This is a genomic window from Streptomyces sp. NPDC039430 (genome assembly GCF_055639435.1).
On sequence record NZ_JBVKAK010000012.1, the window covers coordinates 144,542 to 169,866 of the forward strand.

The 25,325-nt window shown below is 69.9% G+C and carries 22 protein-coding genes and 1 pseudogene; 10 read left to right on the forward strand and 13 right to left on the reverse strand.

Going from position 1 to position 25,325, the window contains the following annotated elements; translation table 11 throughout:
- Window positions 1–374: 374 nt before the first annotated feature.
- The 9 genes from ACZ7LS_RS27405 to eccE form a co-directional block, all read right to left on the reverse strand.
- Complete coding sequence (locus tag ACZ7LS_RS27405; protein WP_382516997.1) at window positions 375–1,388, reverse strand: ABC transporter ATP-binding protein; 1,014 nt, start codon at window positions 1,386–1,388, stop codon at window positions 375–377.
- A complete protein-coding gene (locus ACZ7LS_RS27410) occupies window positions 1,385–2,377 on the reverse strand; it encodes an ABC transporter ATP-binding protein (protein WP_382876018.1) in 993 nt (330 codons plus the stop codon). The genes ACZ7LS_RS27405 and ACZ7LS_RS27410 overlap by 4 nt, the downstream gene beginning before the upstream one ends.
- The gene (locus ACZ7LS_RS27415) at window positions 2,374–3,318 is read right to left on the reverse strand and encodes an ABC transporter permease (RefSeq protein WP_382516992.1); all 945 of its coding nucleotides are present in this window, start codon (window positions 3,316–3,318) and stop codon (window positions 2,374–2,376) included. Before ACZ7LS_RS27415 ends, ACZ7LS_RS27410 begins: the two co-directional genes overlap by 4 nt.
- The gene (locus ACZ7LS_RS27420) at window positions 3,315–4,388 is read right to left on the reverse strand and encodes an ABC transporter permease (protein ID WP_385136521.1); all 1,074 of its coding nucleotides are present in this window, start codon (window positions 4,386–4,388) and stop codon (window positions 3,315–3,317) included. Before ACZ7LS_RS27420 ends, ACZ7LS_RS27415 begins: the two co-directional genes overlap by 4 nt.
- Window positions 4,389–4,391: 3 nt before the next feature.
- On the reverse strand, window positions 4,392–6,296 hold the full coding sequence (locus ACZ7LS_RS27425) for an ABC transporter substrate-binding protein (protein ID WP_385136518.1): 1,905 nt from the start codon (window positions 6,294–6,296) through the stop codon (window positions 4,392–4,394).
- 197 nt (window positions 6,297–6,493) lie between these two features.
- Entirely contained in the window at window positions 6,494–9,796 is a 3,303-nt protein-coding gene (locus ACZ7LS_RS27430; protein ID WP_385136515.1) for an SCO5717 family growth-regulating ATPase, read from the reverse strand.
- 637 nt (window positions 9,797–10,433) lie between these two features.
- Window positions 10,434–10,667, reverse strand: a complete 234-nt coding sequence (locus ACZ7LS_RS27435; RefSeq protein ID WP_030351665.1) for a DUF397 domain-containing protein — start codon at window positions 10,665–10,667, stop codon at window positions 10,434–10,436.
- 149 nt (window positions 10,668–10,816) lie between these two features.
- On the reverse strand, window positions 10,817–11,536 hold the full coding sequence (locus tag ACZ7LS_RS27440) for a hypothetical protein (protein ID WP_382516981.1): 720 nt from the start codon (window positions 11,534–11,536) through the stop codon (window positions 10,817–10,819).
- The gene (gene eccE / locus ACZ7LS_RS27445) at window positions 11,533–12,879 is read right to left on the reverse strand and encodes a type VII secretion protein EccE (RefSeq protein ID WP_382877035.1); all 1,347 of its coding nucleotides are present in this window, start codon (window positions 12,877–12,879) and stop codon (window positions 11,533–11,535) included. Before eccE ends, ACZ7LS_RS27440 begins: the two co-directional genes overlap by 4 nt.
- A gap of 183 nt (window positions 12,880–13,062) precedes the next feature.
- On the opposite strand from eccE, the gene eccB reads away from it, so the two are divergent.
- From eccB to ACZ7LS_RS27480, 7 genes are all read left to right on the forward strand, one after another.
- On the forward strand, window positions 13,063–14,589 hold the full coding sequence (gene eccB, locus ACZ7LS_RS27450; RefSeq protein WP_385136510.1) for a type VII secretion protein EccB: 1,527 nt from the start codon (window positions 13,063–13,065) through the stop codon (window positions 14,587–14,589).
- 8 nt (window positions 14,590–14,597) lie between these two features.
- Window positions 14,598–15,854 carry a type VII secretion-associated serine protease mycosin gene (gene mycP / locus ACZ7LS_RS27455; RefSeq protein WP_382968506.1) on the forward strand — a complete coding sequence of 419 codons (1,257 nt, stop codon included), beginning with the start codon at window positions 14,598–14,600 and terminating at the stop codon, window positions 15,852–15,854.
- A 312-nt stretch (window positions 15,855–16,166) separates the two neighbouring features.
- Window positions 16,167–16,562: a hypothetical protein gene (locus tag ACZ7LS_RS27460; protein WP_382516970.1), complete on the forward strand. Its 396-nt coding sequence runs from the start codon at window positions 16,167–16,169 to the stop codon at window positions 16,560–16,562.
- Window positions 16,563–16,569: 7 nt separating this feature from the next.
- Window positions 16,570–18,222 carry a hypothetical protein gene (locus tag ACZ7LS_RS27465; protein ID WP_385136506.1) on the forward strand — a complete coding sequence of 551 codons (1,653 nt, stop codon included), beginning with the start codon at window positions 16,570–16,572 and terminating at the stop codon, window positions 18,220–18,222.
- A gap of 25 nt (window positions 18,223–18,247) precedes the next feature.
- Window positions 18,248–19,558 carry a S8 family serine peptidase gene (locus tag ACZ7LS_RS27470; protein WP_382516967.1) on the forward strand — a complete coding sequence of 437 codons (1,311 nt, stop codon included), beginning with the start codon at window positions 18,248–18,250 and terminating at the stop codon, window positions 19,556–19,558.
- A 119-nt stretch (window positions 19,559–19,677) separates the two neighbouring features.
- The gene (locus ACZ7LS_RS27475; protein ID WP_129772127.1) at window positions 19,678–20,037 is read left to right on the forward strand and encodes a WXG100 family type VII secretion target; all 360 of its coding nucleotides are present in this window, start codon (window positions 19,678–19,680) and stop codon (window positions 20,035–20,037) included.
- A 64-nt stretch (window positions 20,038–20,101) separates the two neighbouring features.
- Window positions 20,102–20,401 carry a WXG100 family type VII secretion target gene (locus ACZ7LS_RS27480; protein ID WP_382516964.1) on the forward strand — a complete coding sequence of 100 codons (300 nt, stop codon included), beginning with the start codon at window positions 20,102–20,104 and terminating at the stop codon, window positions 20,399–20,401.
- A gap of 79 nt (window positions 20,402–20,480) precedes the next feature.
- Here the strand turns inward: ACZ7LS_RS27480 and ACZ7LS_RS27485 are convergent, their stop codons facing one another.
- Entirely contained in the window at window positions 20,481–20,990 is a 510-nt protein-coding gene (locus tag ACZ7LS_RS27485) for a DinB family protein (protein ID WP_385136502.1), read from the reverse strand.
- Between the two features lie 69 nt (window positions 20,991–21,059).
- The gene (locus ACZ7LS_RS27490) at window positions 21,060–21,746 is read right to left on the reverse strand and encodes a class I SAM-dependent methyltransferase (RefSeq protein WP_385136499.1); all 687 of its coding nucleotides are present in this window, start codon (window positions 21,744–21,746) and stop codon (window positions 21,060–21,062) included.
- Between the two features lie 136 nt (window positions 21,747–21,882).
- Between ACZ7LS_RS27490 and ACZ7LS_RS27495 the strand changes: the two genes are divergently transcribed.
- A complete protein-coding gene (locus ACZ7LS_RS27495) occupies window positions 21,883–22,461 on the forward strand; it encodes a helix-turn-helix domain-containing protein (protein ID WP_385136496.1) in 579 nt (192 codons plus the stop codon).
- Between the two features lie 154 nt (window positions 22,462–22,615).
- On the opposite strand, the gene ACZ7LS_RS27500 is transcribed toward ACZ7LS_RS27495, so the two are convergent.
- A complete protein-coding gene (locus ACZ7LS_RS27500; RefSeq protein ID WP_385136493.1) occupies window positions 22,616–23,284 on the reverse strand; it encodes a hypothetical protein in 669 nt (222 codons plus the stop codon).
- Window positions 23,285–23,638: 354 nt separating this feature from the next.
- Between ACZ7LS_RS27500 and ACZ7LS_RS27505 the strand changes: the two are divergent.
- Together ACZ7LS_RS27505 and ACZ7LS_RS27510 are read left to right on the forward strand one after the other, a co-directional pair.
- A pseudogene (locus ACZ7LS_RS27505) lies at window positions 23,639–24,235 on the forward strand (DUF5753 domain-containing protein); the annotation flags it as partial.
- Window positions 24,232–24,435 (forward strand): DUF397 domain-containing protein, encoded by a 204-nt coding sequence (locus ACZ7LS_RS27510; protein WP_385136490.1) that lies wholly within the window; start codon window positions 24,232–24,234, stop codon window positions 24,433–24,435. The pseudogene ACZ7LS_RS27505 and the gene ACZ7LS_RS27510, both read left to right, overlap by 4 nt.
- A gap of 72 nt (window positions 24,436–24,507) precedes the next feature.
- Here the strand turns inward: ACZ7LS_RS27510 and ACZ7LS_RS27515 are convergent, their stop codons facing one another.
- Window positions 24,508–25,068, reverse strand: a complete 561-nt coding sequence (locus ACZ7LS_RS27515; protein WP_385136487.1) for a hypothetical protein — start codon at window positions 25,066–25,068, stop codon at window positions 24,508–24,510.
- Window positions 25,069–25,325 lie beyond the last annotated feature (257 nt).

Below are 25,325 nucleotides of genomic sequence, written 5' to 3' on the forward strand. Positions count from 1 at the left end.
GCGGGCGGGTGGGGGAGGCGGCGGCACACTCCCGCACCCGACGCCACCAGGGCGGACGGGCGAGGTGGCAGCGAACGGCAGGCCGCACCAGCCCACTTACCTCCGCCGGGACGGCGATTGGCCGGGCCACCGGGCCGCGCCCGACTCCACACCCCCACCAGGGCGGCGGCTTGCGGCGACCCACCGGCGGGAGGGGACCGGGGGCGCAGGAGGTGCGTGTTCGGACACTGAAGCGTGATGTGTGGCGCGCGGACGCCCGAACCATCGATTGGGCAGGGTCGCGCCGTAAATCATGCCGTCCGGACATGTGCCTCCGGAGGCCCCGGGCCCCGGCCCATGACAACGCAACCGCAACCCGCCGCCCCACACTCCACCTAACCCGCCCCCACCCAATGGCACGCCACCTGCGTAGCCGCCCCACCCCCCAGCACCGGCAGCACCCCCGTCCTGCACCTCTCCGCCACCCCCGCCCTCTCCGCCTCCCCCGATGCCAGCACCTGGCACCGCGCGTGGAAGCGGCAGCCCGCCGGGATGCGTGACGGGTCCGGGGGTTCGCCCGTGAGGATGACCGGGGGGCCGTCCGCTTCCGGGAGGACGGACAACAGCGCCCGCGTGTAGGGATGCTGAGGGTTCGTGAGCACGTCCTCGACCGGGCCCGTCTCCACGATCCGGCCCAGATACATCACCGCCACCCGGTCCGCGATGTTCCACGCGAGGCCCAGGTCGTGCGTCACGACCAGCGCGGAGAGGCCGAGTTCGTCGCGCAGGGACAGCAGGAGCGCCAGGATCTCGCCCCGTACGGACGCGTCCAGGGACGCCACCGGCTCGTCCGCGACGATCAGTTCGGGGTTCAGTACCAGCGCGCCCGCGATGACGACGCGTTGGCGCTGGCCGCCGGACAGCTCGTGCGGGTAGCGGAGGAAGAAGCGCTCGGGCGGGCGCAGACCGGCGCGGGAGAGCGCCTCGGCGACGGCTTCGCGTTCGTCTCCCCGGTAGCCGTGGATCCGCAGGCCCTCGGCCACCGCGTCGTACACGGTGTGGCGCGGGTTGAGGGAGCCGCTCGGGTCCTGGAGCACGAGCTGGACCCGTTTGCGGTACGCCTTGAGGGCGCGGGAGCCGTACCCCAGCGGTTCCCCGGCGAAGCTGACCCCGCCGCCCGTGGGCGGCACCAGTCCGAGCAGGGTCCGCGCCAGCGTGGTCTTGCCGCAGCCGGACTCGCCGACGAGCGCGACGATCTCGCCGGGGCCGATGTCGAGGTCGACCCCGTCGACGGCGTGCGCGGGCGGCGCGCCGCGCCGGCCGGGGAAGGTGACGTTCAGCCCGGTGGCCGACAGCAGGGGGGCAGCGGGCACGGGTGGCTCCTGAGGGGTGGTCGTGGGCGCCGTCATGGCCGTACCTCCGCGGTTACGGCCGATCCCACCCGTACGCACGCCGCCCGGCGGTCCTGGCCCGCGTCCCGCAGCTCCTGGTCGTCGGTCGCGCAGGAGTCCAGGGCGACCGGGCAGCGCGGATGGAACGTACAGCCGGACGGCAGCGCCGACGGGTCCGGCGGGTCGCCGGGCAGCCCGCGCGGTGCGCGCCGCGACGCCAGGTCACCGACGCGGGGGAAGGCGGCGGAGAGCGCCCGGCCGTACGGATGCTCGGCGGCGTCGTACACCGTGCGCGCCGGGCCCTCCTCGACGATCCGGCCCGCGTACATCACGGCGAGCCGGTCGCAGGTGTCCGAGAGGACCGCCAGGTCGTGACTGATCATCAGCAGGCTGATGCCCTGGTCAGCGACGAGTTGTTCGATCAGGCGCAGGATCTGCGCCTGGATCATCACATCGAGGGCGGTGGTCGGCTCGTCCGCGACGATCAGCCGCGGATCGCAGGCCAGTGCCATCGCGATCATCACGCGCTGACGCTGGCCGCCGGAGAGTTCGTGCGGATAGGCGTCCGCGCGGGCGGCCGGCAGCCCGACCTGCTCCAGCAGTTCGCCGGCGCGCGAGCGGGCCGCGGCCGGGGTGGCGTGGCGATGCAGCAGTACCGGTTCCGCGATCTGGTCGCCGATCCGGTGCACCGCGTTGAGCGAGTGCATCGCGCCCTGGAAGACGATGGACGCCCCCGCCCACCGCACGGCACGCAGCCGGCCCCACTTCATGGTGAGGACGTCCTCGCCGTCGAGCAGGATCTCGCCGGAGAGCCGCGCGGAGGCGGGCAGCAGCCGGAGCAGCGCCAGCGCGAGGGTGGACTTGCCGCATCCCGACTCACCGGCGATGCCCAGCTTGCGGCCGGATTCGAGGGTGAGGTCGACGCCTCGTACGGCGGGCACGGCGGAGGGACCGGAGCCGTACGTCACCTGGAGATTCTTGATTTCCAGCAGTGTCGTGCCGGTCAACGGGACACCCCCAGCTTCGGGTTGAGCACGGCCTCGATCGCGCGGCCGCAGAGTGTGAAGGCGAGCGCGACGAACGCGATCGCGATACCGGGCGGTGCCAGATACCACCAGTGTCCCGAGGAGACCGCGCCCGCCTCGCGCGCGTCCTGGAGCATGCCGCCCCAGGAGATGATGAGGGGGTCGCCGAGGCCGAGGAAGGCGAGGGTCGCCTCGGTCAGGATGGCGCTGGAGATACCGAGGGTGGTCTGGGCGAGCACCAGGGGCATCACATTGGGCAGTACATGGCGGGTCATGATGTGGCCGTGGCCGCCGCCGAGCGCGCGGGCGCGCTCGATGTACGGGCGGGACTCGACGGCGATGGTCTGGGCCCGGACCAGCCGCGCCGTCGTCGGCCAGCTGGTGACCCCGATCGCCAGGATCACCGTCCAGATGGACCGTGACATGACCGTCGCGAGGACGATCGCCAGCACGAGCGTCGGCATCACCAGGAACCAGTCGGTGATCCGCATGACCACGGTGGCGAACCAGCCGCCGTAGTGCCCGGCGACAACCCCGACGAGGGTGCCGATGGCCACCGACAGCGCGGCGGCCAGCAGCCCCACGGTCAGCGAGATCCGGGCGCCCCAGATCAGCAGGCCGAGCAGCGAGCGTCCGAACTGGTCCGTGCCGAGCGGGAATTCACCGCTCGGCTTCTCCAGGGCCGTACCGGGCGCGTTGGTCACGCTCTGCACGTCGCCGCCGACGAGCAGCGGCGCGAAGAGGGCGATCAGGGCGATGAACGCGAGCCCCGCGAGCCCGAGGAGCCCGGCGCGGTGTGTCCGGTACTCCTTCCAGAAGCGGGTCGCCGAGCCGCGGCGGCGGGCCCAGGCGAGCGAGGACGCCGAGGGCGGCGCGGATCCCGGGCCCGGTGCGGCGGCCGGCGGGGTCTTCTCCAGGGTCATCGGCCCACCCGGGGATCGAGGAGCGGATAGAGCAGGTCGGCGAGGAGGTTCATCAGGATCATCGCCCCGGCGAAGACGACGAACAGCCCCTGGACGAGGGGCAGATCGGGCACGCTCAGCGCCTGGTAGAACAGTCCGCCGAGACCCGGCCAGGAGAAGACCGTCTCGACGAGGATCGAACCGGCCGCCACATGGCCCAGGTTGATGAAGACCATGGTGACGGTGGGGAGCAGGGCGTTCGGCACCGCGTGCCGGCGTCGTACGAGATCGTCCCGCAGCCCCTTGGCCCGTGCCGTCGTCAGATAGTCGCTGCCCATCTCGTCCAGCAGCGACGACCGCATGACGAGCAGCGTCTGCGCGTATCCGACCGCGACCAGCGTGGTCACCGGCAGCACCATGTGGTGTGCCACGTCGAGGACATAACCGAAGCCGGACGAGTCACCCGACTCCATACCGCCGGTGGGGAACATGCCGGGGACCGGGCCGATGCCCACCGAGAAGACGATGATCAGCAGCAGTCCGAGCCAGAAGGACGGGACGGACCACAGCGTCAGCGCCACACCGGTGTTGAGGCGGTCGCTCAGGCCGCCGTTGCGCCAGGCGGAGCGCGTGCCGAGCCAGAGGCCGAGCGCCGAGTAGATCACCACGGCGACGCCCGTGAGCAGCAGTGTCGCGGGCAGTTTCTCGGCGATCAGCTCACCGACCGGCGCGCGGAACTGGTACGAGGTGCCGAGATCGCCGGTCAGCGCCCGGCCGCAGTAGTCGGTGAACTGCTGCCACAGCGGCAGATCGAGCCCGAACTGCTTGCGCAGCGTGGCCAGTTGCCCGGCGGAGGTCGGCACGCCATGGGTCATGGCCTTGACCGGGTCGCCGGGGATGATCCGGAAGAGGAAGAAGCTGGTGACGAGGACGGCGAGCAGCGAGACGACGGCGCCGCCCAGCTTGCCCGCCACATAGAGCGGATACGCGGTCCTGGTGCCCGAGGCCGTGGGGGCGGAGCCGGACGGCCCGGTCTGCACCGGGCCGTCGACGGCGTCCCGCACCACACCCGGGGTGCTTGCGGTGCTCATCGGTTATTCACGGTCTTCCGCGGTGGAACGGCGACGCATCGCGACGAAGAGACCGAGGGCGGCGACGACCACGACAGCGGCCCCGATCCCGATCACCACACCGGTCGAGGAAGAGCTGCCGGAACCGCCGCCGTCATCGGCCGGCACCGCGGACCACCAGCTCCAGTAGCCGTCCTGGCCCCAGAGATTGCCGGCGGCCTCCGGCATCGTCGTGATCGACTTGATCTGGTCGGTACGGTACGCCTCGACCGCGTTCGGGTAGGCCATGACATTCATATACCCGGTGTCGTACAGCCGCGATTCCATCTGCTTGACCAGTTCCGCGCGCTTTGCGGGGTCGTACTCCGCCGACTGCTCGGCGTACAGGTCGTCGTACCGCTTGTCGCAGATGAAGTTGTCCGTGGCGCCGCTGTCCTTGGGCGTGGCGGGGAGCGCGCCGCACGTGTGAATGGAGAGGACGTAGTCGGGATCCGGGTTGACCGACCAGCCGTCGAACGCCAGGTCGTAATCGCCCGCGAGCCAGGGGTCGGAGACATTGTCCAGACACTCGACCTTCAGCCCGATGCCGAGCTGTCCCCACCACTCCTGGAGATATTTGCCGATGGCCTTGTCGTTCGGGTCCGTCGCGTGGCAGAGGATCCGGAAGTCGAGCGGCTTGCCGTCCTTGCCGACGCGCTTGCCCGCGGCGTTCTTCGGGTAGCCGGCCGCGTCCAGGGTCCGGGCCGCCGCGGCGGGGTCGTACGCGATCGTCTGCTCGGCCGAGGGCTCCCAGAAGTACGCGTCGAACCGCGGCGGGATATAGCCCTTGCCCTCGACGGCGTGGCCCTGGAAGACCTTGTCGATGACGGTCTTGCGGTCGACGGCCTGGAACAGCGCCTTGCGGACCGCCGGGTCCAGCAGCGCGGCGTGCCCGTTGCCGAACTTCTCGCCGTCCTTCGAGCGGGCACCGGGGTTGGTGGCGAGCGCGTAGAAACGGCGCCCGGGAGCGTCGTTGACCTTGATGTTTTCGGCGTTCTTCAGGGCCGCGGCCTGTGCGGGGGTGAGGCCCGCGGTGAAGGACACCTCGCCCTTCTGGAGCGCCGCCACGGCCGCGTCCCCGTCCTTGTAGTACTTGAGGACCAGCTCGTCGAACTTGGGCGCGCCGCGCCAGAAGTCCTTGTTCGGCTTGAGCTTGATGTACTGGTCGACCTTGAAGTCCGTGACGATGAAAGGCCCGTTGCCGACGATCGGGAACTGCTTGTCGTTGGTGAACTTCGAGAAGTCGCCGACCTTCTCCCAGATGTGCTTGGGCACGATCGGCACATCGAGCGCCGTCATGGTGGCCTGCGGCTTGTCCAGCTCGATGACCAGCGTCTCCGGGTCGGGCGCGGTGACCTTCTTGAAGTTGGAGGTGAAGCTGCCGTTGGCGGTGGCCGCGTTCTCGTCCGTCATCATCTTGTTGAACGTCCAGGCGGCGTCCTCGGCGGTCGCCCGCACGCCGTCCGACCACTTCGAGTCCTTGCGGATGGTGAAGGTCCACGTCAGCTTGTCCGCGGAGGGCTGCCAGGCGGTGGCGAAGCCGGGGACCGTGTGCGCGTCCTTGGGGTCGTAGTTGGTCAGATACTCGTACGTCAGCCGGTGGATGCTGGTACTGACCAATGACTGGGCCAGGAACGGGCTGAGGGAGTCGACGCTCTGGCTGACCGCGACGGTGAGGACCTTCTTGCCGTCGGCGGCCTGGGCCTGCTGGGGCGCGGGGAGCAGCGGGTTGAGGGGGATCACGCTCCCGGCCACGAGGGCGGCGGAGGCGGCACCGGAGGCCAGGAGCAGACGGAGACGGGGGCGTTGCCGTACGGGCTGCCGGGCGGGCTGCCGACGGGGTCGCCGACCGGATTGCCGGGGCGTGCGCGGGAAGACTCTTTCGACCATGGGACGGTGACCTCGTGTTATCACTCGCGCGGAGAAGCCGGGTTGCTGCTGATTCGCCAACTGGTGAAGCGAAGGTTTATCAGCGCCCGTCCGGCTGCGTCAACGGCCGCCCATACCCCGTGTGGTCTGCGGGAATACGGCGAGGGGCCGCACCGTGAAGACGGTACGGCCCCTCATTGGTCTCTACCTCTGATGCCTTACTGCTGAGGCGCTGGCGGTGCTGGTGGGGGCTGCTGCTGCGGCCAGCCGCCGGGCGGCACGGGCCCCTGCAAGTCCGCCCGGCCGGCTTGGTCCGGCTGTCCCGGCTGATGGGGTTGGGCGGGCTGATGGGGTTGGGCGGGCTGTTGGGGGTGACCGGGCTGTTGAGGGTGACCGGTCTGGTGGGGGTGACCGGGCTGCTGGCCGGCGGGCGAGGGCTGCTGTTGCTGCCAGCCCTGCTGAACACCGGGTCCTGCGGGCGGGCCCCCCGGCTGCTGGGGCGGGTAGGCATAGGGCTGCTGCTGGTACGGATGCGGCTGGTGCGGCTGCTGCGGCGGGTAGTGCTGGGGATACTGCTGGGGCGCGTACGGCTGGCCCTGCACCGGCTGGCCGTACGGCGGCTGTCCCGGCATCGGCTGCTGGCCGGGACCCGGCATCGGCGGGACGAGGTGCGGCGGCGGCTGGCCGTCCGCCGTCCACAGCCCCTGCGCCTGCTGGGCCCGTACGAAGTCCTCCGCGACCATCGCCGAGAGATTGAAGTACGCCTCACGCGTCTTGGGCCGCATCATGTCGAGATCCACCTCGGCACCGGCCGCCAGATGTTCGTCGAAGGGCACCACGATCACCCCGCGGCAGCGGGTCTCGAAGTGCTGCACGATGTCATCGACCTTGATCATCTTGCCGGTCTCGCGGACCCCGGAGATCACCGTGAGGGAGCGCTGCACCAGGTCGGCGTAGCCGTGCGCGGACAGCCAGTCGAGCGTCGTCGACGCGCTGCTCGCGCCGTCGACGGACGGCGTCGAGATGATGATCAGCTGGTCGGCGAGGTCCAGCACCCCGCGCATCGCGCTGTAGAGCAGACCGGTACCGGAGTCCGTGAGGATGATCGGGTACTGCTTGCCCAGGACCTCGATCGCGCGCCGGTAGTCCTCGTCGTTGAACGCCGTCGAGACGGCCGGGTCCACGTCGTTGGCGATGATCTCCAGACCGGACGACGCCTGCGAGGTGAACCTGCGGATGTCCATATAGCTGTGCAGATGCGGGATCGCCTGGACCAGGTCGCGGATGGTCGCGCCGGTCTCGCGCCGTACGCGGCGGCCGAGCGTGCCGGCGTCCGGGTTGGCGTCGATCGCCAGGATCTTGTCCTGCCGCTCGGTGGCCAGGGTGGAGCCGAGCGCCGTGGTGGTCGTGGTCTTGCCGACACCGCCCTTGAGACTGATGACCGCGATCCGGTAGCAGGAGAGCACCGGCGTACGGATCAGTTCGAGCTTGCGCAGCCGCTCCGCCTCCGCGGCCTTCCCGCCGATCTTGAAGCGCGAACCGCCGGACGGATTGCGGCTGCTCTTGGCCTTCGGCTTGGTGTTCCGCAGCAGCCGGTCGGAGGAGAGCTCCACGGCGGCCGTATAGCCGAGCGGAGCGCCGGGCACGGACCGCTCGCGGTGGTCGTGCGAGACGGCGGAGGGCCAGGCGGCGCCGGTACGGGGATCCACCGGAGGTGCCCCGGGCGCGGGCTGCTGGTGCGGTTGTGGCTGGGTCTGCGGGGGCTGAGCGGCGTGCGGGGCCTGCTGGGCAGGGAGGTTCGGGGCGGCGGGTACGGGCAGGTGGGACGCCTGCGGAGGCAGCGGCGCGGAGGCGCCGGTCCCCGGCTGACCGGGGTGCGCCTGCCGGCCGGGGATTCCCGGCTGTTCCGGCTGGCCTGGGTGTCCCGGCTGGCCGTGCTGCTGGCCCTGCTGTCCCGGCTGGCCTTGCTGGGGGAATCCGTAGCCGCCCTGCGCTCCCTGCTGGCCAGGCTGGTTCTGTTGCGGGAAGCCGTAACCGCCCTGCGGGCCGGGCGAGTACGGGCTCGGCTGGCCCTGCTGGTGCGGGAATCCGTAACCCGGCGGCGGGACGGGGGCGTCGGGGCCGGGCGCGGCGGGCGGCAACGCGGCGGGCGCGGGGTGCCCGGACTGGCCGGGTTGGCCGGACTGGCCAGGGTGTCCGGCGTGTCCGGCGTGTCCGGGGTGCCCCGGGTGATCCTGCCAGCCGGGGTGCGCCTGCTGGCCCGGCTGGGCCTGGTGGCCTGGCTGGGCCTGGTGGCCTGGCTGGGCCTGGTGGGGGAAGCCGTATCCGCTCTGGGACGGCTGTCCGGGCCAGGCGTTCGGAGCCTGCGCGGGGTTCTGCGGCTGGGACTCGGGCCCCGGTTGCGCGTGCGGCTGGGCCTGGGCCGGGGCCTGTACGGGCCACTGCGGCGCGGCCGTTGGCGCGGCGGGCTGGTACGCGGGCGGCAGTGGAGGCAGTCCGGGGGTTTGCGCCGAGGCCGGCTGAACGGCCCAGGGCTGGGCCGGCGCGGGAGCCGGGGGAGCGTCCTGGGGCTCGTCCGCGTCCGCGGGGGCGGGTGCGGGGGCCGGGGGAACGGTGTCGGTGACCGCGTCCGCGGGCGCGGGGCCGGCCGGTTCCTCGGCGACGGCGGTCTCGCCGCCGTCGCGCTCGTCGTCCTCACGCTCCCGGGAACCCTCGGCCTCTCCCAGGGGCTCGGACACCGCGGGAGCATCGGCCTCCGGGGCCGGGGCGGCCGCGGGCTCCGGTACGTCCGGCGCCCCGGCTTCCTCCGTGTCGTCGGCGACCGCCACGGGCGTGGACGCCGGCGCGGACTCGGAATCCGGCGTGGCCTCGGGCTCGCTCGCGCGTACGGCCTCGACGCTGTCCGGTCCCTCCGGAGCGCTGGATTCCGGGCTCTCCGCGGCCCTGTCCCTCGCCGCTTCCTGCTCGGCGATCTCCCGCTTGAGGGACGCCGGGGAGAACCGCATGGTCGACCCGCTCTCGATGTCGCCGCCGCCGAACGGCTCCGGCGCGGCGGCAGCGGGCTCCGAAAACGAAGCCGAGGCCGAAGGAGCCGACGTCGACGTCGAAGCCGAGGCCGAAAGCGGGGCAGCGTCCGGTGCGGGTGCGGGTGCGGGTGCGGGTGCCGCCGGTGGGGCAGGCCCTGGCGCGGGCTCGGGCGGCGGCAGCTGAACGGGCGCCTGCACCGGGGGCGCCGGCTGCTGCGCCGGTGCCCAGTTGGGCTCGAAGCCACTGCCCGAGGGCAGCCCCGGTACGGCGACGGGCGCACCGTCCGGCGGCGGGGGAGGGGTTGTGAACGACGCGGGCGGCGGCGTGCTCGCCGCGCCACCACCGGACGTGTCCCCCGGCGTGTTCTGCGTGTACCAGGCCGGCGGGGTGTAGTCGATGGTGAACTCACCCGTCATCTCGGGCTCCACGTCGGACTGATCGTCCGCGGCAGGCCGGTTCCAGCCCCCGCGCGTCTCGTCCCGATCGCCCTTCACTTTGCCTCCTGATGTGGTCGAGCACCCTTGTGCCGTGGTGGGTGGGGGCGACCGAATCTGTACGTCCGGTCCGCCCGGCTCTTCCCCTTACGACGCGGTCGGCCTGTCCACAAGTTCAACGCTGCCGCGCCCACACCCACCCTAATCGTCAACGGCGCCGACACGTCAGGCCGGACCCGGTCCGTCAACGGCCGTCCCATACAACATGTACCGCCCTCGGCCTGCCCTCAAGTGAACAGTGCGGGGCGGAGAGTGAACGGGACGAGCGGTCAAATCCGTACATCCCTGTACGAGATCCTGGCTGAATCCACACCGGACGGGTGCACCGACTGCCCGCGCCCCGGTTCCGGCCCGTCCGGTGTGCGCCGCCCAACAATCCGGTCTCGGTGTCGAGTCCCGAGCCGTCGTGAAACGCGAATCCGCGCCGCGCGTCCGGACGCACGCGTAAGGGGCGCGCTCCGTCCGAAGCGCGCCCCTGCCTTGTACGTCCCGCCTGTACGTCCCGCCTGTACGTCCGTCCAGGCGTCCCGCCTGTACGTCCCGTGTCCCGGCGTCCCGTGTCCCGGCCGCTCAGTACCCGGGCCGCGCGGCTTCCGTGGTTCCCGCGACCTTCGCGGCCTCAGCGGCCTCAGCCGCCTCAGCGCAGATCGAACTCGCCGTCACGCGCGCCGAGTACGAACGCCCGCCACTCCGCTTCGGTGTAGCGCAGCACGGTGTCCGGGTCGATGGACGACCGCATCGCGACGGCCCCTTCGGGCAGATAGGCGATCTCGACCCGCTCCTCGTCCGCGCTCGTGCCGGGGGCGCCGATCCACTCGACACCCGAGATGTCGAGGGCGTACAGCTCTTCCTTCTCCTGTGCGCTCCCCATCAGTCAAGCTTCCCTTCGGTAACGGCCGACGTCACTTCGGACATCTTAGGACAGCCCCCTCAAGCCGGCAGGGCGCTCGGATAAGTTCGACGCCTGTTCGCGCGGTGCGCACACGACGTGAAGATCCGGTGCCGAATCCGGACGCGGAATCAGTCCATCCGGCGGGCGACGCCGAGCAGTCCGGTCTCGGCGTCCGTGGCGCCCGTCATCACCCAGTGGCGCTCACGCCCGGCGCACCAGAGCGTCACACCGTCCGCGAGCGTGGGCAGGGCCTCGCGCTCGACCTGGGACAGCCCCAGGATCCTGCCGATCTGCTCCGCCTCCTGCGGTGACACCCGCTGGACACCCACCAGCGTGGCCGCCCGCATCAACCGGGGCGCGACCGGGCTCACATACGGCAGGAGGGTCAGCACCGACTGCCACGGCGAGGACACCACACGCCCGCGCGGCGGCCGCATTCCGCAGTCCCGGACCACCACGACCGGGCTGCCCACCGTCGCACCCATCGGCGGGACACGGCCCACCTCGTGGAGCGTGATGCAGTCCAGCCCGGCGCCCGCGGCCTGCGCCAGCCGGGTCCACGCCTGGGCGCGCCCGGTCTCGACCGCCACCCGCGCGCCCGTGCCCGCCGCGCGCAGCGCCAGCACCTGAGCCGTCCACAGCCCGCCGATCAGCAGCACGTCGTACGGTGTCGAACGGTGGAACCCCACCAACTGGGGGCGGCCCTCCGCGTCGTCACCGATCACCACCCCGTCGTCCCCGACCGGCAGCGACAGCGCGCCCAGATCCTCGATGGCCAGCGTGTGTCCCGCGTGGCGCGGGCCGCGCAGCCCCCGCAGTCCGCCTGCCGTCCCGTTTCCGGCGGTCATCGCGCTCCTCCCAGGGGCAGCGTGGCCAGTACGCCGGGCAGCTGCTCTCGGTCGAGCCGTACGAGACCGACCTTCGCCGCCCGCGCCGCCTGCTCCAACGACCTTCGCACCCGCACCAGTCCGGTGTCGGTGCCGCCCGTGATCCGCACATGACCGGACATGGTCATCGAGCCCCGGTGCGAGCCGCGCCGCAGGGTGAGGCTGAAGGTCGTCGCGTACGCCGGCGCCGCCGTGAGCAGCGCGGCCAGCTTGGGCAGCGGGGTCGCGGCCCGTCCCAGCTCGGGCCAGCGCGCCACCGCGTAGGTGGTGTGCCAGCGGTTGTCGCACCGCCATACGCGAGGCGTCTCGGCCGTCCGCCGACGAGGCGCGCTCTCCGGCCGTCCTGTGCGCGCCGACAGCGCCGGACTCGCACACGCCGACGTCGCCATGGTGGAGTTCAGCTCGTCCTGGTCCAGCACCACGGCCCGGAACCCCGCGCCGGTGATACGGCTCGCCAGATGGTCCGCCGTCCGCACCAGGCAGCGCTGGGCGCCCTCGATGCCGCCGCCACGCGCCTCGACGGCCTCCCGGCACAGCTCCGGGTCCAGCTTCACCGCCACCCAGGTGAGCCGCAGCGCGGGCGCCCCGGTCCGCTCCTGGAGCGGGGCGTACGAGAGCCGGGCCACCGACTGCTCGGGAAGATGCGGCGCGGGCGCGGCCCGCACCTGCTGCACCAACTGCACCGACTCCAGCGCGATGTCGTCGACCTCAAGGGCGTCGCCCAGGAGGGAGAGCGGGAGCGACCGCGCGCCGAACACCGGGCGCAGCGCGTCGCTGCTCGCCTCGACCCGTACCACCGCCGTCAGGAACGAGCCGTCACCGAGCATGCCGACCGTACGGCGGTCCCGGTCGACGTAGGTGAACGCACGGAATCCCGGCACGCTCTCCACGACCGGGACCAGCGACGGATCGACTTCCCAGGCACAGGGCTCCGCGGCCCGTCTGCGGGAGTGGAGGGCGAGCGCCGTGGACACCCAGTCCTGTACGGCGTGACCGCGGCGGCGTATGACGGCGACCAGCACCAGCACGGCCGCGATGACGAGCGTGGGCACCAGCCAGAGCCCGCCGAGCGCCCCGCCGATCAGGGCGAGCGCGACCGCCGCCTCGACCAGCACCAGTTGACGCAACTGGAAGGGACCGACCCGGCTGGTACGCGACAGGGGGCGCGGAGTGGTGGCCGCGGGGACGGCCGACGGAGGCGTCACCGGCCGTGCGTTGCTGCGTTGCCGTCGGGAATTGCTCCGCGACTGGTCAGGGGGTTGTCCGGTGGTCCGCCCATTGCGCTCGCGCGTCGCCGTACCCATCGCCGCGTTGCCCCCTCGTGTCCGTAATTACCAAATTTCCTACGGGCGTTGACCGGCGGATCACCCTACCTGAGCAGTGCGACGGAAGCGCCAGCATGCATAGTAGGGGGCTGGTACGACAGCAGGCCCGCTCGGCGAGTGTGGGAGCCTGGTCGCCCTGTGGGGGAGAGGGACAGCGGACAGATGGCATCACGACGGGACGAACTCAACGCATACACCTTCGCGAAGCGAAGGCTGATCGCGCAGTTCGTACAGCCCAGCCCGACCGGCTCGGAGGAGGGCGCGCCGCGACCGCTTCGTGCGGTGGTGCCCGGCGCGATCGTCGGTGTGGTGGTTCTCGCGGTGTTCGGCGCCTGGGGGATGTTCAAGCCGGTAGCGCCCAAGGACTGGGCGAAACCCGAGGAGAACGTCATCATCGCCAGCAAGTCCACCACTCGCTACGTGGTGCTGAGGACCGGCGACAGGACCCAGCTCCACCCCGTCCTCAACATGTCCTCCGCCAAGCTCCTCCTCGCCCCCGACAAGGGCAAGGTCATCAACGTCGACGAGTCGGTGCTCGACAACGGCAAGATCCCGCACGGCGCCACGCTCGGCATCCCCTATGCCCCCGACCGGCTGCCCGACGCCAAGGAGGCCGGGGCCACGAAGCGCTGGGCGGTCTGCGAGCGGCCGGGCGAGGGCGGCAGGGCGATCCAGAAGGCGTCCTTCGTTCTCGCCGAACGGGAGCAGAAGAAGACCGAGGGCGCCGGCCGACTGCGGGGCGGCGAACTGCTGTATGTGGAGGGGCCCGACCGGACGCGCTATGTCGTGGACGCCGAGGGCAAGGCGTACGAGGTGGCGAAGGACAGTCTGCTGGTGAGCCAACTGGTGGGCACGGGCACCAAGCCGCAGCGGGTGTCCACCGGCTGGCTGGACACCCTGCACAAGGGGGACCGGATCACCTTCCCGGAGGTCGACGGAATTCCTGGGTCCGACGCCGACGCCCCCGGTGAACTGGACGCCGAGACCAACAAGGTGGGCACGGTCCTCACCGCCACCGACGGCACCAGGAACCAGCACTACCTGGTCCTGGAGGGCCGGGTCGCCCCCGTCTCGGACTTCACGGCGAAGCTGCTGCTCAACAGCAAGGACTTGATCGACGTCGGCCAGGCGGGAAAGGCAAGGCCGGTCAGCCGCGCCGCGATTCAGCCGGGCGAGGCGTTCGGACAGGACCGGGACTGGCCCGAGAACGCTCCGGAGTCCATCAACTCGGCAAGCGGCGGTGACGACAGCCGTAACACGGTGTGCAACGTGCTGCACGAGGTGGACGAGGACAACGGCACCACCACGCTCAGCACATGGGCGGGCACCGACTTCCCCGCGACGCTGCCGACCGGGTCGAGCAGCGGCTATGTCACCCCCGGATCCGGCCAGCTCTTCCGCCAGTTCAAGGGCTCGACGACGGAATCGGGCTTCGTCTTCCTGGTCACCGACACCGGACTGCGCTATGCGATGCAGTCGAACGGGGACAGCGCGACGGACGACTCCGGGATCGGCTCGTCCGGTTCGGCGGAGCAGAAGCAGGCGGCGCAGCAGGAAGCCCAGCAGGCGCAGAACCGGCTCGGGTACAAGGACGTGGACCCGGCGCCGATTCCCGCCGCGTGGTCGGCGTTCCTGCCGACCGGACCGCGTCTGTCGACGGGGGCGGCCCGTCAGCCGCAGGGCTCGTGAGGGTGACCATGCCACACACGCACACGCAGGCCTGTCGGCGCCTCTTCGCGATCTCGGCTGCCACGGCGGTCGCGCTGATCGGCCTGCCCGTGTCGCCCGCCGCCGCGGACTCGACCACTCAGTGCACCTTCCCCTCGAAGAAGTACGCGGGTCGCCCCTGGTCGCTGCAGCGCCTCCTGCTGGACGAGCTGTGGTCGCAGTCCACCGGCAAGGGGGTACGCGTCGCGGTCATCGACACCGGTGTCGACGTCAAGAACCCGCAGCTGAAGGACGCGGTGGACACCAAGAGCGGCAGGAACATGATGGACCCCGGCCTCAAGGACGACAACGGCGACAAGCTCGAACGCGGCAAAGAGGACGGCACCACGGACACGGTGGGACACGGCACCAAGATCGCGGGCATCATCGCGGCCCGTCCCGCGGCGGGCACGGGTTTCGTCGGGCTCGCGCCCGAGGCGACGATCATCCCCATCCAGCAGAACGACGCCGAGGGCAACGGCACCGCCAAGACCCTCGCCCAGGCCATCGACTACGCGGTCGACCAGGCGGACGCCGACATCATCAACATCTCCCAGGACACGGCCGACGCGGTGAAGCCCACACCCCTGCTGGAGCAGGCGGTGAACAACGCGCTCGACAAGGAGGTGGTGGTCGTCGCCTCGGCGGGCAACGACGGCCTGGGCGGCAACGTCAAAGAGACCTACCCGGCGTCGTACGAGGGCGTTCTGGCCGTGGCCGCCTCCGACCGCAACAACGAACGCGCGGCCTTCTCCCAGTCCGGCGAGTTCGTCGGCATAGCGGCCCCCGGCGTCGACATGGTTTCCACGGTCCCGGGCGGCGGCCACTGCGCCGACAACGGCACCAGCTTCTCCGCCCCGTATGTCGCGGGCGTCGCCGCTCTCGTCAAGAGCAAGCACGAGGACTGGACGCGGGAACAGATCGTCGCGCAGATCCAGCAGACCGCCGAACGGTCGGTCGCCGGCCCTGACAGGCTGGTGGGCTGGGGAGTCGTCGACCCGGTGCGAGCCCTGACGGAGGACGACAAGCCCATCGAGAAGCCGGTCGCCCACGAGGGCCTCGACAAGGCGGAGGCGCCTACTCCGGCCCAACTCCACCTGGGAGAAACGGCGGAGGAGCGCAATGCCCGTCTCGCGACCTATGTGGTCGTGGGCGGCGGCGTCCTGGTCGCCGCGATCGCGGGCGGCGCGGTGGCACTCCGCGACGCGCGGCGGCGAACCCGCCGGTTGGGCGGGGCGGGCGGCTAGCGGGTCGTCAACGCGGAGGAAATATCGCTGAAAGGGCCGCAGCGCGGATCGCAACCGTGTGGGTTGTGAGGATCGTCGTAGGAGGAAGTCACGTCATGGATAAGACACTTGGGGCTGTCAGACCCAGTCGATAGAGTGGCTTTCATGTGATCAGTGATGTTCACGTCACCGCGATCGCGATGTGCGGGGGGTGAGCAAACGGGGAGGTACGGCATCGTGTCAAATGATGCAGGCAGCGGTGGCGGGGGCGGAACAATCGCCGGGAGCGACCTGGAGAAGGGCGTCGGAGCGCTGAAGCGCTTCCAGACGCGTGTGAACGCGCTGCTGACGGAGCTTGAGAATGGTGCGGCAGGCAACAAGAAGGTGGCCGCCCACCGGATTTCGAGGAGTTCCTTCAGCGGTGGGAACCTGCCGTTCGCGGAGGCGGACGGGTTCTTCACGCAGTACAACCGTGTCCATGCGGAGATCGTCAAGCTCTCCAAGTCTCTCGGCGATCAGATCGAGATGCTGAGCATCGGGGTGCACGCGGCGGAGGTCGGCTTCAACAACGTGGAAGAAGACCTTCGGCAGCGTTTCCACACGATCCAGACTCGGCTTGACAACGAGATTGCGGCGCGGGAGAAGCGGGACACGACGCACGGGGACAAGAACGCTGAATCCGGGCAGCCGCGTGGCGAGGCCGCGACCGTCACGAAGGACATGGGGTGAATAGCTGATGAGTGGCGAAAAGCAGCCAGAACTGACCCCTGAGCAACAGCAGGAGCAGGACTCGGCCCTGATTCAGGGCAAGTTCACCGCGGCTGACGCCTTCGAGCAGGTCGCGGCGATGATGGAAGGCTTCGGGTTCGGCGGCAGCGGCCCGGGTGGGTTCTTCGGCAAGACGAGCTTCGAAGGCGCCCAGCTCAACGCGATGCTCGACTTGGTCGAGGCTTCGAACCCGTCGGATCTGGAGGATGCGGGCGAGGCGCTTGTCGCCGCCAAGGACGCCCTCAACAAGGCCGCTGAAGAACTCAACGACTACGTCATGTCCGTCGAGTGGAAGGGCGAGTCCGGCACCGAGTTCCGCAGGTTCGGGGGAGAACTCGCGAAGCACGCCTGGGCCCTGGGCACGTTCGCCAACGCGGCGGGCACGCAGATGAAGGTCGCGAGCACGGGCCTGACCTCGGTGCGCAACTCGGCGCCTCCGCGTGACGGCCGGGCGGTCCCGAAGAAGGTGGAGGACTTCCCTCTGCCGGAGCGCACGGACGACAACCCGGAGTACGTCAAGGCCGTGAAGGTGGAGAAGGACCGCCAGGAGGCCATCAACCAGATGAACCGCCTGGCCTCGTTCTACGCGGTCTCCGAGGAGTCCTTGGCCGGGCAGGAGCCGCCGAAATTCCCCGGGATGCTGAATGCGGCCGTGCCGCGGCCGAAGGGAGACCGTGATGTGGGGGCGGACTCCGGCGGGACTGGGACGGAAACAGGGGCACAGGGCACCACCGTGCAACAGCCGCCGTCGAGCCGTGCGGATCTCGGGAACGGAAGCAGCGGTCCTCGGGCCGAGGCCATCGGTGCCGTCGCGCCCCTTCCGGTTGCGGACACGTCGATGCGGATCGACAGCGTCACGGCACCTCCGGCTCCCACCACGGCCCCCAGCGTCACACCCGTTACCTCTCCCACTGGGACGCCAACCCCCAGCGGTGGTCCCGTCCCTCCGATGGCGCCCGGACTGGTCAACCCCACGCGAAGCGGTACGTCGCGAGCGTCGGGTCCGACCGGAGCACCGAGAGCCGGCGGCCCGCCTCTGGGGAGGGTGGCACAGGCAGGCGCTGCAGGAGACCGCTCTCCGGCGGCCGGGCGTCCAGGAGTGACGGGCGGCGGTCCCCCGGTGGGGCGCGCCGGCGCCCCTGGCCAGACACCCACAGCCGGTAGACCGGGAACGACAGGTCAGCCTGCTGCGGGCCGTACGAGCGGCATCGTGGGCGGTACGCCTCAGCAGCGCCCCACCTCAGGTTCCTCGGGCTCGCGCATTCCGCGCGGAACCGTCATCGGAAGCGGCGGGACATCGGCGGGGCGCCCTCCTGCCGGGCGAGTCGGCCAGCCCGGGGTCATCGGCGCGAACTCGAATGGCGCACCTCGGCCCGGAGGCCGCGGCACTGCCAGTTCGAACGGCGTGGTGGGCACCCCACGCGGCAGCGCTTCCGGTTCACGGCCCGGCGCTGGCGGTTTCACCCAGGGTGGCTCCGGACTCGTACGTGGTTCCGGTCGGAACCGGCCCAGGGATGAAGAGCAGGAGCGCACGGGGTCAGAGCGTCCTGACTATCTGACGGAAGACGAAGAGACGTGGGCGGCTCGACGGCGTGGTGCCGTGCCGCCGGTCATCGAATAGGCACACGGAAGGTGCGGAAGTCAGGATGACGGCAGGAATGAGCCGGGCCCGGAAGCACGGAGCGCCTCATGAAGTGCGGCGTACGCTGCTCCGCGCGCTGGCTGTGGCCGGCGCGTGCACCTTGGGCATTACCGGAGTGGCCCCGGCCGCCGTTGCCGCGGATGGTGTGCAGTCGAAGCAGTGGTACCTGGACGCGATGAACACCGAGGAGATCTGGAAATCCACCACCGGGGAGGGCATAAAGATCGCCGTCATCGACTCCGGAGTTAACGCGTCCACCCCGTCGCTCAAGGGACAGGTGCTCAAGGGATTCGATGCCACGGGCACTCCTGGCGAAGCCACGGATGACTACAGCGGCCATGGAACAACCATGGCTGAACTGATCGCCGGTACAGGAAACGGTGGTGGGCTGCGAGGCCTGGCACCAGGCGCGAAGATCATCCCAATGCGCATCGCGGACACTGAGATGCAGAACAATCAGTCGGTCAATGCTTTTGACTCAGAGGACGCCATCCGAGCAGCGGCCGACAGTGACGCGCAGATCATCAGTATGTCGTTTGGCAGCGAGTTCTCGTCTCCGAAGGAACGGGAGGCGGCGAAGTACGCTGAAAGCAAAGGGAAGCTGTTCTTCGCGGCCGTTGGAAACACCGGCGCGAAAGACAACAAAAGAGAGTACCCCGCCAGCTATCCGCAAGTTGTCGGTGTCGCCGCCACAGAACCCGAGGGTCGCGTAGCCGACTACTCCCAGCATGGGGACTTCGTCGACATCGCCGCCCCCGGCAGTGACATTCCTCGTTGGTGCGACGAGAATTTCACCAAGTACTGTGACGGTGACGGCGGAACCAGCGCGGCCACCGCGATCGCGTCCGCCTCCGCCGCCTTGATCTGGTCCGCCAATCCTGACTGGACAGCGAACCAGGTCCTCCGCGTCATGTTCGAGTCCGCCGGCCGAGGCGAGGACTGGAAACCGGGCACGGTCAGCAACTATGCCGGCCACGGCGTCGTGCGCCCCGGCGCCCACATCAACCGTGGAGTGGGCAAGCCCGGTGACCCCAACCTCAGCCCTCTGACCAACGAGCGGACGCCGGGCTCTCCCGGCGCGCCCGGCTCGTCCGAGTCCTCCGCCTCCTCCGAGCCTTCCGGGTCGGCATCGGCACCGGCCTCGGGGGCTTCGAGCGCCCCGGGCGACGGGGACGGGGACAAGGCCGTCGCCGCGGGCGCCGGCAAGAGCACAGAGGACGACAGCCAGTTGGGCCTGATCCTCGGTGGGGCCGCGGTCGTGGTGGTCCTCGCGGGCGGAGCCTTCTTCATCCTCCGCAAGCGCCGCGCCGCCTGACCGTATGACCCGCACCTACCTCACCACACCGCCCCGGCCCCGGCATCCACCCGCCGTCGAGGCTCACGCACGGCCCGGGGAGACACACACCCACCGGGATCTTCGAGAAAGGAAGACCAATGGCAGTCCAGAAGGTCAATGGCGTTGCCCTCAAGTCGCTCCAAGGCGAGCTCACCAACAGCTTTGACGACGTCAAGGGGCAGCTGCACGCGCTGCAGGCGACGATCGACAGCCTCGAAGGCGCCTGGCGTGGTATCGGCGCCGGCGCGTTCAACGCGAAGCAGACGCAGATCAACAACAACATGGTGGGCATCGGCAAGCTGCTGCTCAAGTTCCAGGAAGCGATCGAGGCCGCTCGTACGATCTCCGGCAACACCGAAGATGAGGTCGAGGCGGCCCTGAAGGGCATCGACGTGGTCGACGGCTACTCCGGCGACGCCACCGCGACGGCTCAGACGTCGAACCTCAGCAAGTTCTGATACCTGATGGCCGTCCCGCGAACTCGGCCATCGCACCACACCCAGGCAGTAGTTGGAGGACACCATGGCATATGACGACGGCACGATGATCGTCACTTACGCTTCGCTTGAGGCCGCCGCCGGCGACATCAAGAAGCAGGCGGACAAGCTCGACCAGAGCCTCAAGGCCATCCAGGCGAAGATCCGTTCCGTGTCCGATCTCTGGGAAGGCGAGGCGCGTGAGGCGTACAACGTCGCCCAGGCCGACTGGGACCGGAGGGCCACCGAGATCCACAGCAACCTTCTGAAGATCTCGTCCGCGGTCCGCGAGGCAGCCCCCGCCTACCAGAGTGGCGACAAGCGGTCCGCCGCGAACTTCCAGTAGGCACAACGGCGGTAGCCGTCACAGGTCAGGGTGGGCACGCACGGGAGGTGCCCACCCTGACCTGTGTCCGACGACGACCTCAGCGACCGGTGGATCCGTCGATCTGCTCGCGGAGGATGTCGGCGTGGCCGGCGTGCCGGCCGGTCTCTTCGATCATGTGCACCAGCACCCATCGCATCGACGGTGCCGACCCCCTGTGCGGCGGGCGCGGGGCGGGAAGGGCCAGATCCGGGCAGGCGTCGATGACCTGGTTCGCTCGCTCGACGGTCTCGCGGTAGTCGGCGAGCACGCAGTCGACGGTGTCCTCCGCCGACGGCCGCATGGTCGCGGACCAGTGGTCGGCATCCTCGCCGAGGAAGTACAACCGTTCGACGAACGCCAGATGCTTGAGCAGCCCGAGAAGGCTGGTGCCCGAGGGCACTCCACTTGTCCGGACCTGGGGTTCCGGCGTGCCCTCGACCTTGTCCGCGATCGCGTTCCGCAGATAGTCGAGGAAGCCCCGCAGGGTGGCCTTCTCGTCGGCGCCGGTCCTCGGCGGGCCGGTGTCCCGCGACCGGGTCCGAAATCGTCGCGCAGGTTCTTCTGGCATCGAATCAGTCCCTTCCGATGTGACGTCGTGTGGTTCGGGAAGCCGTACGGCGGTCATCCGGTCGTCCGGTCATCCGGCGGTGCGCTGGACGAGCAGGACGTTGTCGACGACGGTGGCGGTCTCGTCGGCGGGCCCGGTGGCGAGACGCCGGGGCATGTCGGCGCGCAGGACGGACCAGTGAGCGGGGTCGAGATCAAGCTCGGCGGCGATCTCGGTGGGGGTGGGGTAGTGGATGTCGGGGTTCTGGTTCCATGACCAGGGCGCGGTGGAGCCGTGGTCGACGATCAGCAGGAGACCGCCGGGGTGCAGAGCCCGTGCGGCCCTGCGCAGGACCTGGCCGCGGAGCAGCGGGAACGGCGTGTGGAAGTACTGGGCGGAGACCAGATCGAACTGGTCGTCCGGGAAGCTGCCGGCCAGATCGTGCCGCTCGGTGGCGACCCGGTCCGCGACGCCGAGACCGTGGGCACGTTCCCGTATCCGTTCGAGGGCGGTGGCGGAGATGTCCACGGCGGTGACGTACCAGCCCTGCTGCGCGAGCCAGATGGTGTCGCCGCCGGCGCCGCAGCCCAGGTCCAGGGCCGTGCCGGGGCTCAGCGGGGCGGCGGTCTCGGCGAGCAGCGGGTTGACGCGTGCGTCCCAGTCACGCCGGGTGCGGTAGTGCCGCTCCCAGAGCTGCTCGGCGCCCTCGCCTGCCGCGCCCTGGTCGCCCGCGTCGTCGGCGGTGGCGGCGGGTGGCTGGGGTCGGGTGGAATCCATCTGAGGTTGCCCCTTCGTCAGCCGGCATGCCGAGCGCGATCCGATACGCACCTTCGACGCCGGTGGGTTGTACCGCCAGCATCGCCACCACCGTTTCGCCCTTGCAAGAAAAGTTGCGGATCCGCATTATCGACTCATGGGGAACCTCGCGGAAGACGTTTTGGCAGGAGTCGGACCGCGTCTGCGCGCCCTGCGCCGGGCGCGGGGCGCCACGCTGGCGGCGCTGGCAGACGAAACAGGCCTCACAGCGAGCACTCTGTCCCGTCTTGAGAACGGCAAGCTCCGCCCCACGCTGGAACAGCTCCTGCCCCTGGCGCGGGCGCACGACGTCCCGCTCGACGATCTCGTCGCGGCGCCGCCCACCGGCGACCCGCGCGTCCATCTACGGCCGGTGCGGCGATCCGGGCTGGTGATGGTGCCACTGACCAGGCGGGCCGGCGGTATCCAGGCCTACAAGGTGATCTATCCATCGGCCGGCCGGGCACCCACGATGAACCCGCAGACCCACGAGGGATACGAGTGGTTCTACGTCCTCGACGGACACGTCAGGTTCGTGCTCGGCGAGCGGGAGTTCCGGCTCGGCGTCGGCGAGGCCGCGGAGTTCGACACCCGCGAACCGCACTGGATCGGCAGCGCCGACAGCCGGCCCGCGGAGCTGCTCGCCCTCTTCGGCGCGCAGGGAGAGCGCGCACATCTGGCACCGTCCGGCCACTGACCATCTCGGCCCGGCTCGACCGTCCGCCGGCCGGCACATCCGACAGGGCACACGGGCACACGGGCACACGGGGACAGGCAACACCGTCAAAGTGGAGTGATCGCCGCCGGCGCCCCGCACGCATGGCTGCCCGTACTGGCACGGACTTTTCGTTTCAGGCTCCGAGCGTGGCCGTCGGCGTCTTGCCGTCCTGCGCTTCCCGCGCGCGTTCCGAGAAGGTGGCGGCGAACTTCGTGATCAAAGTGTCAGCCATGTCCACCTTGGGAGCGGCTTCTCCCGTGACCAGCACGATGACGGCGCCGACGCGCACTTGAGCGATCGCCCCCTTCGACCCTTCGTCCATGGACGCGTTCAGTCCCCGCACGGCGTCACGGCGCTCGCCGATCGCACCGAGGTTCAGCTTCCTCGCCTCGGGCGTCCTCTCCTTCCACGCCTCCCACACCGATTCGTACGCCGATTCAGCGGACGCCGTGTCCTTGTACGCGAAGGCAAGGAACGACACAACGGGTTTCCTGTCGGCCAGGAAGGTTGAAGCACCTGTGAATTGGACGTTGTCGCAGGAGTTCCCTTCCTCTCCGGGGCAACGCGTCACACCCTTTGATACGGCTTCCTCAAGGGGATACGCCGTGGGAGCGAGCGAGACTCGCCAACCGGGCATAGCCTTCGCGTCCGGCAGTATCGCCTGTGTCTCCTGCGCGTTGAGGGGCTTGCCGTCGCTCCCTCCCGCCTCCGGTTCCGAGTTCCCGCCGCAGCCGGCGAGGAGGACCAGGGCGACACAAGCGATGGCGACACAGCTGCCTCGACTGTCGGTCAGTTTTGACATAGGGCTGCCTTCCGGTTGATGCGAATGGGTTGGACCGGGGGTCCGAGATGCGTTGGGCGGCCCGGTCGGCGATCAGTCGAGCCGCGCACGCGGACGATGCGATGGGCCCGCCGATTGCGAAACCGATACGCATGGTCAGGGCGCGGTGCAAATGCGGGATGTTCTCGCCCGCGCGCCCAATGTCACGCGCTGGAGAGGCAGTTCACCACGACGATCATCCGTACGCCGGGCCGCGTACGGATCCGTGAGGTGAACAGTACGCGTAACGCCCGGTGACCGTGTGTGGTGAGAGAGTGCGTGGCGGGGCGAACACGCGAAAGGTGGCCGGACGTGACGGCTGGCACGGACGGTGGGGCGGCGCGGCATCTGTCACGGCAGCCGGGGCTGGCGAGTTGGTTTCGGCAGTGGGCACTGCTGGAGGCGGAGGCGGTCAACCTCTACACCTACGAATGCCGGTTGATCCCGGGGCTGTTGCAGACGGAAGCGTATGCGCGGAAACTGTTCGCCGATCGGCTCCCGCCCCTGGGCGATGACGAGATCGAGACCCGACTGGCCGCCCGTACGGAAAGGCAGCGCCTGCTGCGGGAACGGCCCAACACCGCGTACAGCTTCATCATCGAGGAGCACCTGCTCCGGCGACGCACGGGCGGGACGGCGGCCGTGAGGGAGCTCATCGACCGCATCCTCGAACTTGCCGAGCTGCGGAACATCGAGATCCAGATCATGCCGTTGGCGCGGGAGAGCCACGCAGGCATGGACGGCCCGGTGCAGCTGTTGGAGACGCCCGAGAACAGGTGGTTTGCCTACTGCGAGGCACAGGAGAGCGGGCAGTTCATCTCTGACCCGAAAGTGGTCAGCATGCTCCAGATGCGGTATGCCAGGATGCGTTCACAGGCTCTCTCTTTGGAGGACTCCGTGAGCCTGTTGCGGCAGATGCGAGGAGCGGCATGAGCAGCACGGAACTGGCCTGGTTCAAGAGCAGTTACAGCGGCAGCTCTGGCGACAGTTGCGTAGAGGTGGCGCTGTCCATCCACGACACGGGACAGGTCGGCACCGTGCATGTCCGGGACTCCAAGGTGCGACAGGGCCCGCAACTGACCCTCGCCCCCGGGACCTGGAACAGCTTCCTGCGCTACGCGACCCGAGCCTGATCCGTAGCACGCACGCTCGCTCGCGACACCACCTGCGCCGCGGACGCCGCGTGGGCACTGTCGTGGTGCACGTCAGAGATCGACTTTGCATTCACCCGCCGCGGGAGCGGCGGACGTGTATGCCTCGATCAACTTCAGCACCGCGGAAGCGTCCGCAGGGTCGCCGCCGACCCGTACGGTCGCGTAGAGGTCGCCGTCGACGTCTTTGTCGATCGTGGACGGCTCCTCGCACCGCATCAGCCCGACCCCGCCCTTGCCCGAGTAGCTGTACCGCTTGTCGGCGGTGACCTTGTCACCGGGATCCGCGCCGATTGTCTTCGAGGCGATCTCCGCTACCGGGGTCCCGGCCTCGTACCACTCGACGGACGTCGACAGCGCGACCTTGTCGTCCACCGACACGTAGCAGCGCTTGACGCCACTGGCCGTCCGGGAGCGCTCAGAGACCTTCTCCCCCTCAGGAAGCAGCGGATCCAGCACCTCCGCCGGCACGCCGACGCCGCAGAGCGCCGTGGGGGTCTCGTACGGCTGTGCCGGTTCCGAGCACGCGGAGACGAGCAGGACGAACGAGAGGACCCCCAGGTCCGCGGTGAGCCGACGGCATGCGGCGTGCGGGCGGTTCTCATGGCTTCTCATACGTTCCCTTGTGTTCTCTCCCCTCAGTGCCAGGCAACAGTGTCCACCAGGCGAGGCAGTTCGAGAGCATACAGCGATGCGGTCGTCAAACTGACCGCCGAGAGTGCCGCGATCGGAATCAGGAACTTCTTCGACATGACAGTCACGCGATTATCCCTCTATTTGGTGACGACATCGCGGCAAAGCGCAGATCAGTCGGGAGCGAAAGCGGTGACCTGGGGCTGGACGGCTACTCAGGGAGCTCGGAAGAGAGGTTG